The organism is Mesorhizobium tianshanense (genome assembly GCF_007830515.1).
Taxonomy (GTDB): Bacteria; Pseudomonadota; Alphaproteobacteria; order Rhizobiales; family Rhizobiaceae; genus Mesorhizobium; species Mesorhizobium tianshanense.
Genome location: NZ_VLKT01000002.1, coordinates 260,076 through 273,167 on the forward strand (window position 1 = coordinate 260,076; position 13,092 = coordinate 273,167).

General features: G+C 62.5%; 13 protein-coding genes. 6 read left to right on the forward strand and 7 right to left on the reverse strand.

Annotated features, from left to right (window positions below):
* Window positions 1-4 precede the first annotated feature (4 nt).
* A complete protein-coding gene (locus IQ26_RS02695) occupies window positions 5-877 on the reverse strand; it encodes a MurR/RpiR family transcriptional regulator (RefSeq protein ID WP_162457847.1) in 873 nt (290 codons plus the stop codon).
* A gap of 115 nt (window positions 878-992) precedes the next feature.
* Between IQ26_RS02695 and IQ26_RS02700 the strand changes: the two genes are divergently transcribed.
* Together IQ26_RS02700 and IQ26_RS02705 are read left to right on the forward strand one after the other, a co-directional pair.
* The gene (locus IQ26_RS02700) at window positions 993-1,976 is read left to right on the forward strand and encodes a TAXI family TRAP transporter solute-binding subunit (RefSeq protein WP_145712898.1); all 984 of its coding nucleotides are present in this window, start codon (window positions 993-995) and stop codon (window positions 1,974-1,976) included.
* Window positions 1,977-2,045: 69 nt separating this feature from the next.
* Window positions 2,046-4,649, forward strand: coding sequence for a TRAP transporter permease (locus IQ26_RS02705; RefSeq protein WP_145712901.1), 2,604 nt, complete (start codon window positions 2,046-2,048; stop codon window positions 4,647-4,649).
* A 97-nt stretch (window positions 4,650-4,746) separates the two neighbouring features.
* On the opposite strand, the gene IQ26_RS02710 is transcribed toward IQ26_RS02705, so the two are convergent.
* The 5 genes from IQ26_RS02710 to IQ26_RS02730 all read right to left on the reverse strand — a co-directional run bounded on the left by IQ26_RS02710 (window position 4,747) and on the right by IQ26_RS02730 (window position 9,610).
* A complete protein-coding gene (locus IQ26_RS02710) occupies window positions 4,747-5,796 on the reverse strand; it encodes an L-idonate 5-dehydrogenase (RefSeq protein ID WP_145712904.1) in 1,050 nt (349 codons plus the stop codon).
* The gene (locus IQ26_RS02715) at window positions 5,793-7,199 is read right to left on the reverse strand and encodes a TRAP transporter large permease (protein WP_145712907.1); all 1,407 of its coding nucleotides are present in this window, start codon (window positions 7,197-7,199) and stop codon (window positions 5,793-5,795) included. Before IQ26_RS02715 ends, IQ26_RS02710 begins: the two co-directional genes overlap by 4 nt.
* Window positions 7,200-7,203: 4 nt before the next feature.
* Window positions 7,204-7,776 (reverse strand): TRAP transporter small permease, encoded by a 573-nt coding sequence (locus IQ26_RS02720; RefSeq protein ID WP_145712910.1) that lies wholly within the window; start codon window positions 7,774-7,776, stop codon window positions 7,204-7,206.
* Between the two features lie 77 nt (window positions 7,777-7,853).
* Window positions 7,854-8,828: a sialic acid TRAP transporter substrate-binding protein SiaP gene (locus tag IQ26_RS02725; protein ID WP_145712913.1), complete on the reverse strand. Its 975-nt coding sequence runs from the start codon at window positions 8,826-8,828 to the stop codon at window positions 7,854-7,856.
* A 62-nt stretch (window positions 8,829-8,890) separates the two neighbouring features.
* Window positions 8,891-9,610, reverse strand: coding sequence for a FadR/GntR family transcriptional regulator (locus tag IQ26_RS02730; protein ID WP_145712916.1), 720 nt, complete (start codon window positions 9,608-9,610; stop codon window positions 8,891-8,893).
* Between the two features lie 273 nt (window positions 9,611-9,883).
* Here IQ26_RS02730 and IQ26_RS39070 point away from each other — a divergent pair, with 273 nt between their 5' ends.
* Both IQ26_RS39070 and IQ26_RS02735 read left to right on the forward strand, forming a co-directional pair.
* Window positions 9,884-10,057, forward strand: coding sequence for a hypothetical protein (locus tag IQ26_RS39070; protein WP_156090919.1), 174 nt, complete (start codon window positions 9,884-9,886; stop codon window positions 10,055-10,057).
* A 219-nt stretch (window positions 10,058-10,276) separates the two neighbouring features.
* Complete coding sequence (locus IQ26_RS02735) at window positions 10,277-10,714, forward strand: YqaA family protein (protein ID WP_145712919.1); 438 nt, start codon at window positions 10,277-10,279, stop codon at window positions 10,712-10,714.
* A 57-nt stretch (window positions 10,715-10,771) separates the two neighbouring features.
* On the opposite strand, the gene IQ26_RS02740 is transcribed toward IQ26_RS02735, so the two are convergent.
* Window positions 10,772-10,981, reverse strand: coding sequence for a hypothetical protein (locus IQ26_RS02740; RefSeq protein WP_145712922.1), 210 nt, complete (start codon window positions 10,979-10,981; stop codon window positions 10,772-10,774).
* Between the two features lie 76 nt (window positions 10,982-11,057).
* On the opposite strand from IQ26_RS02740, the gene IQ26_RS02745 reads away from it, so the two are divergent.
* A complete protein-coding gene (locus tag IQ26_RS02745; RefSeq protein ID WP_145712926.1) occupies window positions 11,058-11,306 on the forward strand; it encodes a hypothetical protein in 249 nt (82 codons plus the stop codon).
* Between the two features lie 314 nt (window positions 11,307-11,620).
* Complete coding sequence (locus IQ26_RS02755) at window positions 11,621-13,078, forward strand: TolC family protein (RefSeq protein ID WP_145712933.1); 1,458 nt, start codon at window positions 11,621-11,623, stop codon at window positions 13,076-13,078.
* The last annotated feature ends 14 nt before the right edge of the window (window positions 13,079-13,092 follow it).

A 13,092-nucleotide genomic window follows, 5' to 3' on the forward strand; every position in this document is an offset into this window, starting at 1 on the left:
CTTCTCATTCCGGCAGATAGGCCCCGAATGCCTGTAGCTCCAGCTCCGTCTCCCTGACGCGGGCCGCGGCTGCTGGCCCGCTGCGCGCCAGCATCGTTGCAGCCAGCGCTTCCACGATGGCCATAGCCGCGGCCACCGACGGGAAGAAGGACGGGCTGTCGGTAGAGAATCGCAAGGTAACGTCCGCATGCCGCGCGATCGGAGCAGCCATGCTGTCGGCGATCGCGACAATCGGGACGCTGCGTCGCCGCGCGGCCTCCACCACTGGCCCGAGTTCCCGCGAATAGGGCAAAAAGCCGATCGCGACGACCGCTTCCCTCTTTCCAAGCGCTGCGAGTTCCGCCTCGATCGCACCGCCGTCGCCGCCGAGCAGCGTGATCTCGCGCCGAAACATCCGGCAGAGGTAGACGAGCGCATGGGCGGGCGCGCGGCAGCTTCGGAACCCGGCGACGCGTATGCGCCGCGCTTTCTCCAGTATCGCACAAGCCCTTGCGATTTCTTCGCTGCCGTTGACCGCTTCGGCGGCCGCCAGATTGGCCACCGTCGTCCTCAGCGATTCCGCGAAAATCGCCTCCGACCCGCGCTTGACAAGCGCATCGGCCCTTGCCGCGAACGGCGCCTTGCCGGAGCGCAGCCGGTTCTCGAACGGCTTGCGCAGCGCCGCCCAGTCGTCGAAGCCCAGTCGCCGCGCCAGTCGCACGAAGGTCGTCGGCGTCACCTCTGACCGCGAGGCCAGCACCCGCATGGAAACCAGCGCCACCTCGTCGGGATGATCGACCAGGAATCGCGCCGCCTTGCGCAGTTCTGAGCTCAGTTGGGGGAGTTCGGTCAGTATGCGCGCCAGAAGCGCGTCGAAGCCCATCTCCCGCCTATCCATGTAACAAGTATTCCCTTGATTGATAAAGCGCAACAATCGTAGCATGCATCGACGTGCCTTGATACAAAAACACCGGACGGCCGCGACGGCACGCAAAGCACCAAGGGAGAATCAGATGAAACATGCCCGGACTGCACGCCACGGAGCGCAGATCGCCGCCTTGTCGGCCGCGCTGCTGTTTTCGGCCAGCGCAATGGCGCAGCAGAATTTCGTTACCATCGGCACTGGTGGCGTCACCGGCGTCTACTATGCCGCCGGCGGTGCTATCTGCCGCCTGCTCAACAAGGATCGCAAGACACACGGCATCCGCTGTTCGGTCGAATCGACCGGCGGATCGGCATTCAACGTGAACACGATCAAGGAAGGTGAACTCGATTTCGGCATGGCGCAGTCCGACGTCCAGTACAACGCCTTCAAGGGCGAAGAATCCTTCAAGGAAGGCGGCGCGCATACCGACCTCCGGGCCGTATTCTCGATCCATCCGGAGCCGTTCACGGTCCTGGCTCATCCGAAAGCCGGCGTGACGAAATTCGAGGATTTCAAGGGCAAACGCTTCAACGTCGGCAATCCCGGTTCCGGAACGCGCTCCTCCATGGAACGTCTGCTCGGTGCGATGGGCTGGACGTTGGCCGACTTTTCGCTCGCGTCGGAGTTGAAGGCTGACGAGCACGGCCCGGCGCTCTGCGACGGCAAGATCGACGGGTTCTTCTACGGCGTCGGCCATCCCTCAGCGAACATCCAGGATCCGACGACCACCTGCGGTGCCAAGCTGGTGCCGTTGACTGGAGAAGTCGTGGACAAGCTCGTCGCCGAGAACCCTTACTATGCCAAGGCGATCATTCCGGGTGGTCTTTACGCAAACAATCCCGATGATACCGGGACTTTCGGCGTGCTCGCTACGCTGGTCACTTCGGCCAAGGTTCCCGATGAGAGCGTCTATCAATTGACTAGGGCGGTGTTCGAGAATTTCGACGAGTTCAAGTCGCTGCATCCGGCCTTCGCCAATCTCGATCCGGCCAAGATGGTGTCGGAGGGGAATTCCGCGCCGCTGCATCCGGGCGCTGAAAAATACTTCAAGGAGAAGGGCTGGCTGAAGTAGGCTTTGTGACCTGACGACAGTCCGGCGGGTTCAGGGGACCCGCCGGGGCCATCCGCAACAGGAGGCGTCATGAGCGAAGTGAAGGAACAACCGGCCGGCGTCGATCTCGAAGAGCTCGAACAACTTGTCGCGGAGGCCGATACGGGTGGCCGGCATCCGGGCGGAACTGTCGCTCGAATCCTGCTCTGGGTTGCGGTTGCGTGGTCGCTTTTCCAGCTCTGGTACGCTTCGCCCTTGCCGTTCTTGTTCGGCTTCGGCATCCTGAATGACACGGAAGCGCGCGCCATCCATCTCGGCTTCGCGCTGTTTTTGACCTTCCTCGCCTATCCGGCGCTGAAATCCTCTCCCCGTGATCGCGTGCCGCTGCTCGACTGGGTGCTGGCCGTGGTCGGCGGGTTTGCCGGTGCCTATCTCTTTCTCTTCTACGTCGAGCTTTCCGGGCGGCCGGGCCAGCCGACCACACTCGATCTCGTTACCGGCACCGTTGGTATCCTGTTGCTCCTCGAGGCGACGCGCCGCGCGCTCGGCCTTCCCATGGTGGTCGTGGCATGTGTCTTCATCTTCTACACCTTTGCCGGCCAGTACATGCCGGACGTGATTCAGCATCGCGGCGCATCGCTCAACAAGTTTCTCAACCATCAATGGCTGACCACCGAAGGCGTCTTCGGGATTGCCCTAGGGGTATCGACGAGCTTCGTCTTTCTGTTCGTCCTGTTCGGCACGCTTCTGGAAAGAGCAGGCGCCGGCAACTGGATGATGCAGATCTCCATCGCGCTGCTCGGCCATCTACGCGGCGGCCCGGCGAAAGTCGCTGTTGTCTCATCGGCTCTCAATGGCGTCGTGTCCGGCTCGTCCGTCTCCAATGTGGTTTCAGGCGGCATCTTCACCATCCCGTTGATGAAGCGCACCGGCCTTTCCGGCGTCAAGGCGGGCGCCATCGAGGCTTCGGCCTCGATCAACGGCCAGATCATGCCGCCGGTCATGGGCGCGGCCGCCTTCCTGATGGTCGAATATGTTGGCATTGCCTATTCGGAGATCGTCAAGCATGCGCTGCTGCCGGCGGTCTTCTCCTATATCGCGCTGCTCTACATGGTTCATCTCGAAGCGATAAAGATGGGCCTGAAGACGATCCCGCAGCGTCCGACGCCGGCAAGAGAACGGATGCTGCGGATGGGGCTGGGACTTTCCGGCAGCGTTCTCGCCGTCTGTTTCGTCTATTACGGCATCGTTGCCATCCAGGCTGTCTTCGGTAGGACCGCGCCGCCGGTGCTCGCAATCGCAGGCGTAGCTCTATACGTCGCCTCCGTCGGGTATTCCTCCCGCTATCCGGACCTCGCACTCGACGATCCGAACGCGCCGATCCTGGAACTGCCGCGCGCCTGGGACGTCACGCGGACCGGGCTCGACTTTCTCATCCCGATCGCGGTTCTTCTCTGGTGCCTGATGGTCGAGCAGATGTCGCCCGGCCTCTCGGCGTTCTGGGCGACCGTGTCGATCCTCAGTATCATCGCCACCCGCAAGCCGCTGATGGCGGTATTCCGCAATGAAAACCTCGTTGCCTCGGTGCATGCTGCCTGGGACGACCTGATCGAAGGGCTGGCGCTCGGCGCCCGCAACATGATCGGCATCGGCATCGCCACCGCTACTGCCGGCATCGTCGTCGGCACGGTCACGCTGACCGGTCTCGGCCTGATGATGACGGAACTCGTCGAGTTCATCTCTGGCGGTAACGTCATCCTGATGCTGATCCTCGTCGCCGCGATCAGCCTTGTGCTCGGTATGGGTATTCCGACCACCGCAAACTACATCCTGGTCGCGACGCTGATGGCACCAGTCGTGGTCGATCTCGGCGCGCAGGCCGGATTGCCAATCCCACTGATCGCGGTCCACCTCTTCGTCTTTTACTTCGGCATCATGGCCGACATCACCCCGCCCGTCGGGTTGGCGGCCTTCGCGGCGGCGGCGATTTCCAAGGAGGATCCGATCGCTACCGGCTTCCAGGGCGCGTTTTATTCGCTGCGTACGGCGATCCTGCCCTTCGTCTTTATCTTCAACCCGGCGATGCTGCTGATCGGAGTCGATACCTGGCTCGAAACTATCTGGGTGGCGACGGTCTCGTTGATCGCCATCCTGCTGTTTTCGGCCGCGACGATGAACTGGTTCGTGACGAGAAGCCGCCTCTGGGAAAGTGCGGCCCTGCTTCTCATCTGCTTCACGCTGTTTCGGCCGGACTGGTGGCTCAATCAGGTGTCGCCGCCTTACGAGGAATTGCCGGCGAGCGAGTTCCTGTCGGCGGTCGGGCAGGCTCCGGCCGACAGCCGCATCAACTTCGTCGTCGAGGGTGTCGACCTCATGGGCGAAGATGTACGCAAGACGGTCAACGTACCGCTCGGCGAGCCGGGCGAACCGCTGAAGCGGCTGCGCGACGTCGGCCTCACCATCACGCAGGCGGGCGACGCGCTGATGATCAGCAATGTCGCCTTCGGATCCTACGCCAAGCGCATCGGGCTGGATGTCGGATATGACGTCGCGGCCGTGCTCAGAAAGGCCGACCAGCCCTCGAGCCTCATTCCGATCGGCCTGGCGCTTGCCGCGGCCACCGGCGTCGCTGGGCTGCAGTTTGCGCGGGCGCGCAAGCAGGCGGACAGGAAGGAAGGCGGGCCGGCGCGCTGAATCTGGAGCGGCCGGTGGCACCCTTTCCGCGAGCGGCTTGTGCTCCAACTGAGTGAGCAGGTGCGGAGCGCGGCCGATCGCATGCGCTTGGAAAACCTCATTCGGCGGTCAGCACGACCTTGACGCTCTGCGAGCGGTCGGCGGCCAGCCGAAACGCATCGCGGGCCGAGGAGAGGGGGCGTTCGGCGGTCACCAGCTTCAGGACGTCTATATCCCCGCCGACGATGAGATCGACCGCCTGGTTGAATTCCACGCCGAAACGAAACGTGCCGTTCAGATTGATTTCCTTGGCCATCACCGCATTGGCCGCCACGGGGATCTGACCGCCCGGAAGATTGCCGACCTGAACGACCGTGCCGCCGCGCCGGACGCTGGCGATCGCCGCCGCGAGGCCCGCCGCGGTGCCTGAAATCTCGAACGCGGCATCGATCGCCCTGTCGGCCGCAAACGCCTTGAGCTCGTCGTCGCCGCTGGAAAGGTCGATCGTCCTGTCTGCTCCAAGTTTGCTGGCGAAGGCGAGCGGCGCCTCTGCTATGTCGGCGACGGTGAGGTCGCCACATCCCTTGAGCTTGGCGGCGAGCATGGTCAGAAGCCCGATCGGGCCGGCGCCGAACAGGATGACGTTGCTGCCGGCAATGTCGCCGGCCCGTGCCACAGCGTGCAGGCTGACGGCGAGCGGTTCGGCGAGTGCCGCCGCCTGGTAGGCGACATCAGGCGGAACCTTGATGCATTGCGCGGGCGTGGCGTCGAACAGGCTGGCAAAACCACCTTGCATGTGCGGCGTTTTCGACGCCGAGCCCATGAAATAGATGTTCTCGCAGAGATTGGCGCGGCCCTCCGCGCATCGCGCGCATCGTCCGCACCAGCGCGACGGGTTGACCGCCACGCGATCGCCGACAGCAAGTCCGGGCGCGTCCGCGCTGATTTCGACGATCTCTCCGGCGACCTCGTGACCAAGCACGAGCGGCGATGTGACGACAAAATCGCCGGTCCGCGCATGGCGGAAATAGTGCAGGTCGGAACCGCAGATGCCGCCTGCGCCGAAGCGCACGCGCACCATTCCCGGCGCGAGGGGGTCGAGTGGGTGCTCGATGACACGCAGATCCTGGGAGCCGAACAGCGTCGCGGCGACTGCGCGGTCGATCATCGGATCAGCCCCATTTGCGTCGGCAGCCACAGCGTGAGGGCGGGAATGAAGGTGATCAGGATCAGCGCGACGACCAACGGGACGAGCCAGGGCAGAATTGCCATGGTCGTACGCTCGACCGACAGCTTGGCAACCCGCGAGAGGACGAACAGCACCATGCCGAGCGGCGGATGGAGGAGACCGATCATCAGATTGAGCGTCATGATCAGGCCGAAATGCACCGGATCGATCCCGTAGAGGACCACGATCGGCAGGAGGATCGGCACAAGGATGGTGATCGCGGCGATCGTGTCGAGGAAACAGCCGACTACCAGCATCAGGATGTTCACCAGGATCAGGAACACCCATTTGTTTTCGGTCAGCGATGTGATGAAGACCGAGAAGAGCTGCGCCGCCTGACTGACCGTTAGCAACCAGGCGAAGATCGACGCCGCCGTGACGATGAAGAGAACCGACGCGGTCGTCTCGATCGTGTCGAAACTGGCCTTGGCCAAGGCTGCCAGTGTCATCGTGCGATAGCGCACGAGCCCGAGAAACAACGACCAGATGACGGCGGCCATGGCCGCTTCGGTCGGCGTGAACCAGCCCATGGTCATGCCGCCGATCAGGATGATCGGAGTCATGAGCGCCATGACGGCGGAGAAGTCGAAATACCAGTCGCAGGCGATCAGGATGACGAGCGCGATGCCAACGGCAACATTGAGCGACAGTCCCATCTCGACAAGGACATAAACGGCCAGCGGAAAGCAGAGCACAACGGCCACCTCGATCGAGGCGGCGGCGAGCCGGCTCAATTTGAACGGCGTGTCCGAACCCCAGCCCCGGCGGTAGGCGAAGATCGCGACCGTCACCATCATCAGCACCGTCATGACGAGGCCGGGCAGGATGCCGGCCATGAACAGCGCGCCGATCGAGACGTTGGCCATCATGCCGTAGATGACGAAAGGCAGCGACGGCGGGAAGATTGGGCCGAGCGTCGAGGAGGCCGCGGTGACGCCGACGGCCGCCTCCACGGGATAACCGTGGTCGCGCATGGCCTTTATCTCGATGGTGCCGATTCCGGCGGCGTCGGCAAGGGCCGCGCCCGACATGCCGGCGAAGACCACCGATCCGATGATGTTCACCTGCGCGAGGCCGCCCTTCATCCAGCCGACAAGCGCCAGGGCGAAGGAATAGATCCGACCGGTGACGCCGGCGATGTTCATGAGATTGCCGGCGAAGATGAAGAACGGCACGGCAAGCAGCGGAAAGCTCTCGACACCGGCGATCATGCGCTGCGCGGCGATGATGTCGGGCGCCACGCCGTAGAAGACGAGATAGAGCAGCGACGACACCGCCATCGACACAGCGACAGGCACGCCGACCAGCATCAGGACGAGAAAGGCTCCGATCAGAAGCAGCATGGGCCTATTCCCCCAGTCCGTCGAACGCGGCGGGGCGCTCCAGCGCCGAGTAGCCACGGCGGATGTTGCCGACGAATACCTGTATGGCGCGCAGCATCATCAGCACGAAACCGGCGAAGACGGCGTAGAAGACGACGTTGCGCGGGAGGTTGATGGTGACCATCCGCTCGCGGTGGACGATGCCGACATAGCGCCAGAGGAGCCAGGACATATAGGCAAAGAAGCAAATGGTGATCAGATTGACTGCAAGCGCCAGGTAGCGCCCCGCCCCAGCGGGGAGATAATGATAGAGCACGTCGACGTGGATGTGGCGTGTCATGCGCGTGCACATGACCGAGCCCAGGAAGACCACGACAACGAGGCAGTTGATCGCGATCTCCTCGGTCCAGGCAAGACTGTTGTTCATGACGTAGCGCGTGAAGAACTGCAGGAACACGCAGAGCGACATGCCCCAGAACACGGCGAGCGTGAACCAGTCCTCCACCGCGTATCGCGACAGATCGACGGGCGCGGTTTCTTCCTCGAATGCATGCGCCAGTTCTTCGGGGGTAACCTGGGTGTGGCTCTCTTGGGTCATCGGCAAGCTCCGGACACTGTTGGGGCAGTGGGCTCAACAGACCCGACGCGCTTGTCGCGCCGGGCCCGGATTGAAGGTTACTTGACGGCGCGGATCGCCTCCCAGTCTTCCTTGCGGTAGCCGAATTCCTCGAACGTCACCTTCTCCATCACGTTCTTTTCGAAATCGGCGCGATCGACTTCAGTGACGGTGAGACCGCGCTCCTTGAAGGTCTCAACCAGGGCCTTTTCGCGATCGACGATGATCTTTGTCGCTCGTGCGGCGGCTTCCTGCATTACCTCGGTGAAGATCGCCTTGTCCTCGTCCGACAATTGCGACCAGCGTGATTGCGACACGATCGTGTTGAGATGATCGACGATATGCCCGGTCAGGACAATGTGCTTCTGCACCTCGTAGAACTTCTTGGCGTCGATCGTCGTCAGCGGGTTTTCCTGCGCTTCCACCGTGCCTTGCTGCAAGGCGAGATAGACCTCGGCGAAGGCGATCGGCGCGGTATTGGCGCCGCAGGCGCGCGGCATGGCGAGATAGGCCGGCACATCAGGCACGCGGATCTTCAGGCCCTGCATGTCGGCGCATTTCTCGATGGGCCGGTTGGAGGTCGTGTGACGCGTGCCGTAGTAGGTGGTCGCCGTGATGTGATGTCCGGACGCCTCTTCGTAGCCGCCGGTCAATTCCTTGTATTTGTCGCTCTTGGTGTAAGCGAGCAGATGAACCGCATCGCGGAAGGTGAACGGGAAGTAGGTCACCCCGATCGGCGGGAATTCACGGGCGGCGAAGCTCGATCCGGAGATGATGATGTCGACCGTGCCGAGGGTCAGCCCCTGGTTGATGTCGGATTCCTTGCCGAGCTGCGAAGCCGGAAAGACGTCGATCGTATAGCGGCCGTCGGTGCGCTTCTTGATCTCTTCCGCCGCCCACACGGACTCCGTGTGGAAGGGTTCGGACGTTTCGTAGACGTGAGCCCATTTCAGCGCGGTCTGTGCAGAGGCCGAAGCCATGGGCAGAGCGATCGCGGCGATCGTGCCGAGCAGAACGGCGTATTTTCTCAGCATCATATTCCTCCCTGTGATTGGATTTCGACTGTGCCGACAGGATCCTCCCGGTCGGCAGACTCCTATTCCGCGACCTCCCTGGCCACGGATTTCTCACCGAAATTACGTGAGAATCTCAGTTGCGACTGGCGCAGATGTTCCTGCATGGCGGCTTTCGCCCTTTCGGGCTCGCGCGACGCGATCGCGTCGCGCACCGCGCGATGCTCCTCAGCGGCGGCCCGCCAGGAATCCCTGTTCTCGAAATAGCTCGACAGCAGCTCGAAATATGGGTTCATGCGTTGGTCGAAAAGCTCGCCGATGCAGCGCACCAGGACAGCGTTTCCCAGAATTCCCGCCACCGTGGTATGGAACTCGCGGTCGAGCGCGATCGTCATCTTGGTCGGGTGAGGGATGTCCTCCATGCGGCGCAACACGTCGTCCATATGTTCGAGGTCGACCGGCCCAACGTGGAGGGCGGCTTCGGCGGCGATTGCTCCCTCGATGAACTCACGTGCCCGCAACAATTCGAATGGGCCTTCATCCATCTCTGCCGCCAATACGTCGGCACGTGGCGGATCGGTGACGTAGATACCGGAGCCGACGCGAATGCGTATCCGCCCCTCGACCTCGAGCGCGATCAGCGCTTCACGGACGGTCGGGCGGGAGATGCCCAGTTGATCGGCCAGTTCGCGTTCGGTCGGCAGGCGATCGCCGACCGCGAACTCGCCCGCGTCGATCAACTGCCTGAGCTGATCGGCGATTCGCCGGTAAAGTCGACGCGGTTCAACGGCCTGGATCGGCATTGTCACCCAGTTCTACTTCAACAGACTCATCGGGCTGACCTCGGATCGGTAAATTGGTCTGACCTATTGATCGAAAACTGCCGCGAAAATGGCGGAGTGTCAAGGAGCGGAGAACGCGCAGGGAACTTACCTCTGTCCGTGGTTTTCTTGAAACGGGACTCGTGTCCTCCAGCACCTCCAGATCTGAGAGAGGTATCCGGCTTTAAGCACGCTGATCAAGTTCGGCCGACGCACGCAGTCCCGACCATTCCGATGACGGGTCAAGAGACCCCAATGTTGCAATTCGCAAGCTGCCGCTTCGGCATCTCGAGCGTTGCGGCTTTCAAGCAAAAAGGGCTTGCCGACATCGCACATGTCGTCGATATGAAGGACGAGCGTCTTGAGGCGCGTGAAAGCGTGGCGCGCCTGGTGTCTGGCCACGATCGACTTGGCGCTCCGCCTCGATAGCCCAGCGTCGTCCATCATCCCGTCTCAGGGAAGGTCTCGCTCGCGTAGCAGCCCTTGCGACGGAGTTGGATGCGCCCAGAGGCTCGCATGGGCGTTTTGCGAAGGTGGCTATTTTTCGTGTGCGCTCGACAACAGCAACAACGAAGAGAAGGAGGGTGGCGGACTGATGGTCGTGATCGATGTGCAACTGTGAAGTCCGCTCCGCAAGGCGAAACGTAGATGGATGGCCTTGCCGTCTACGGCGGCCTGTTTCTCGTTGCCTTCGCCGCGGCAACCATCCTTCCGGCGCAGTCGGAGGCCGCCCTTGCAGGGCTCCTCGCGACCGGTTCCTTCTCGCCCGCAATGCTGGTTCTTGTCGCCAGCATAGGCAACGTCCTTGGCTCGGCGGTGAACTGGGGACTTGGTCGAGGGGTCGAACGCTTCCGGGACAGACCCTGGTTTCCGCTGCGCCCCGCAACGCTTAGCCGCGCCACGACCTGGTATCGCCGTTATGGAAAATGGTCGCTCCTGTTGAGTTGGATGCCGATCGTCGGCGATCCGCTGACCGTGGTCGCTGGGGTTTTGCGCGAGCCGTTATGGAGCTTTGTCGCAATCGTCGCGCTCGCGAAGGTTTCGCGTTATCTGGTCGTCGCCGGAGCGGTGCTGAGCCTGACCTAAATCGCGGACATCACAGCGCACGGTTGCGTTCATTTGCACATGAGCCGTAAGCAAGCCTTACAAAAATGTATGAAAAATGTTGTGGCGCATGGCGGCTTCGAGCAATACCGTTCCTGCAACGGCCTTCACTTTTGGTTGCACTGCAGCAGGCGGCCTTGACAAATCAGCCGAACAATTGTCGGAAGGGCCGATGAAGACTGTTGGTCGAATCACGATCCTAGGAAACATACCGCTCAGGGCATTGCTGGCGGTCGTATTCCTGGTCATGTCGGCTCTCCAGCCTGGTCTGTTCGCCACAGCGAAGGCCAAGGGTTCCCAAGTCAGGATGGATATCCAAGCCGAGATGCCCGCACACGACATGGGCGATCACGGCGCTACGACGGACGACACGGACAGGCCGGAGCATCATCACGGCGCCAAGCAATCCGCCGACAAAAGCTGTGAAGTCCATTGCGCGCCGGCGAATGCGGTGCCGGTCGACTGCCCTGACATGGAGCATGTCGTCTCCCGCTGCTTTGCGCCGGTGGTTGCCGTCACCTTGCCGCTTGGCGAATACGCAGCGCTCATAAGGCCCCCCAGACATCTGAACTGACGCGCCCCTTTCGGGGCGTTCGCGCGCAGCGTCGGGAATCCGTTCCCGCGCGGCCAAACGCACACGTCAAGCTTCAGGTCTATAATGAAAATCGCAAGCTTCGCGATGCTCGCATCGCTGTTCGTTGCCGGATGTGCGGCAACCACCCCGCCGGACGTCCTTCCCGCCTTCAATCCGGCCGATCCCGTAATGGGCGTCCGTGATATGCACTACCACCCGGTCGTCGCCGACTATCGCCACCGGGAGCCTGTCGATCCGCAGAATTGGCGGCGTCGCAATACAGAACGCTCCCCTGCGAAGCCGGGAGCCGGATCATGAAGCGCCGGCCTCTGACCATGGCTGTGGTCATAACCATCCCGCTGATCGCTGCCGGATGCGCGACCGGCGGGGCCCTTGAGGGCATTTCAGAACCCATGGCCGGCTTCACGACAGTCGCCGCGCGTGCCGAATCCGTGACTGGCAAGGAAAGCGTGTGGGTGCAGTCCGCCGAAGAAGCACGAACGGTCTCGGAGCGCGTGAAGCGCCTGGTCCAGAAGAAGACAGTCGGCCCAGATACCGCGGTGCAGGTTGCCTTGCTCAACAACAAGGGCCTGCAGGTCGCCTACGCCGAGATCGGCCTGTCGGCGGCCGACATGTGGCAGGAATCGATGCTCGTCAATCCGACGATCTCGGTCGGCATGATCGGCGTCGATCCTGTGCGGACGATTGAGGGGGCGGTGGTCGGCAACATCCTTGCGCTGGCGACCCATAAGCGGCGCGTCGCGGTCGCGGATGCGCGTTTCCGTCAGGCCCAGCTCCGCGCCGCCGAAGAAACACTGCGACTGGCCGCGGACACGCGGCGGGCCTGGATCAATGCGGTCTCGGCCTGGGAGCGTGTTTCCTATCTGACCAAGGCGCAAGCCGCCGCCGACGCTGCCTCCGAACTCGCTCAAAAGCTTGGCGAGACCGGCGCCTTCACAAAGACCGGCCAAGCCCGCGAGCATGTCTTCTATGCCGAGATCACCGGTCAGGCGGCGGAGGCGCGGCTCGCCGCACGGACCGCCAAGGAGGAACTCACCCGGCTGATGGGTCTATGGGGACCGGATGTCAGTTACTCAGTCCCAAACATGCTTCCTGCCTTGCCGAAGGGCGCCAAGGCCAAACGCGCGATCGAGGCGGAGGCGCTAAAAAATCGCGTCGACCTCGAGATCGCGAAGCTTGAGTTGGAAGCGCTGGCGAAATCCTACGGTCTGACCGAGGCGACGCGCTACGTCACCGATCTGGAACTGCTTTCCGGCGTGGAGGTCGAACGCGAGGAGTCTGAGGAGGGCGGAACCGAGAAGACTGTCTCACCCACTCTGGAACTCGAGTTCGTCATTCCGATTTTCGATACCGGCAAGGCACGCATGCGCAAGGCCGAGCTTGCCTATATGCAAGCTGCAAATCGGATGGCGGAAAAGGCAGTCAATATCCGGTCGGAGGCCAGATCCTCCTATGACGCCTACCGTTCGACCTACGACATTGCCCGGCACTATCGGAACAATGTCGTGCCGCTGCGAACAAAGATCGAGGCGGAATCGGTCCTCACCTACAACGGCATGATCACCAACACGTTCGAGTTGCTGGCGGACACACGCGCGAAAATCAGCTCGATCATGCTTTCCCTCAACGCCAAGCGCAATTTCTGGCTGGCCGACGTCAATCTCGGAAGCGCCATCCACGGCGGCGGCGCAAGCTCGGCCGCAGGCGGCGACGCACCGGCCGCGGCCGAAGCGGGCGCTGAAGGCCACTGAACGCAAGGAGAAGA

What these genes read in the sequence shown, in the direction of transcription:
- IQ26_RS02735 (WP_145712919.1), top strand. Translation starts at nt 10,277, where the DNA reads ATGGATGGCCTTGCCGTCTACGGCGGCCTGTTTCTCGTTGCCTTCGCC.
- IQ26_RS02700 (WP_145712898.1), top strand. Translation starts at nt 993, where the DNA reads ATGAAACATGCCCGGACTGCACGCCACGGAGCGCAGATCGCCGCCTTG.
- IQ26_RS39070 (WP_156090919.1), top strand. Translation starts at nt 9,884, where the DNA reads ATGTTGCAATTCGCAAGCTGCCGCTTCGGCATCTCGAGCGTTGCGGCT.
- IQ26_RS02745 (WP_145712926.1), top strand. Translation starts at nt 11,058, where the DNA reads ATGCCCGCACACGACATGGGCGATCACGGCGCTACGACGGACGACACG.
- IQ26_RS02730 (WP_145712916.1), bottom strand. Translation starts at nt 9,610, where the DNA reads ATGCCGATCCAGGCCGTTGAACCGCGTCGACTTTACCGGCGAATCGCC.
- IQ26_RS02715 (WP_145712907.1), bottom strand. Translation starts at nt 7,199, where the DNA reads ATGCTGCTTCTGATCGGAGCCTTTCTCGTCCTGATGCTGGTCGGCGTG.
- IQ26_RS02720 (WP_145712910.1), bottom strand. Translation starts at nt 7,776, where the DNA reads ATGACCCAAGAGAGCCACACCCAGGTTACCCCCGAAGAACTGGCGCAT.
- IQ26_RS02755 (WP_145712933.1), top strand. Translation starts at nt 11,621, where the DNA reads ATGAAGCGCCGGCCTCTGACCATGGCTGTGGTCATAACCATCCCGCTG.
- IQ26_RS02710 (WP_145712904.1), bottom strand. Translation starts at nt 5,796, where the DNA reads ATGATCGACCGCGCAGTCGCCGCGACGCTGTTCGGCTCCCAGGATCTG.
- IQ26_RS02695 (WP_162457847.1), bottom strand. Translation starts at nt 877, where the DNA reads ATGGATAGGCGGGAGATGGGCTTCGACGCGCTTCTGGCGCGCATACTG.
- IQ26_RS02705 (WP_145712901.1), top strand. Translation starts at nt 2,046, where the DNA reads ATGAGCGAAGTGAAGGAACAACCGGCCGGCGTCGATCTCGAAGAGCTC.
- IQ26_RS02725 (WP_145712913.1), bottom strand. Translation starts at nt 8,828, where the DNA reads ATGCTGAGAAAATACGCCGTTCTGCTCGGCACGATCGCCGCGATCGCT.
- IQ26_RS02740 (WP_145712922.1), bottom strand. Translation starts at nt 10,981, where the DNA reads ATGACCAGGAATACGACCGCCAGCAATGCCCTGAGCGGTATGTTTCCT.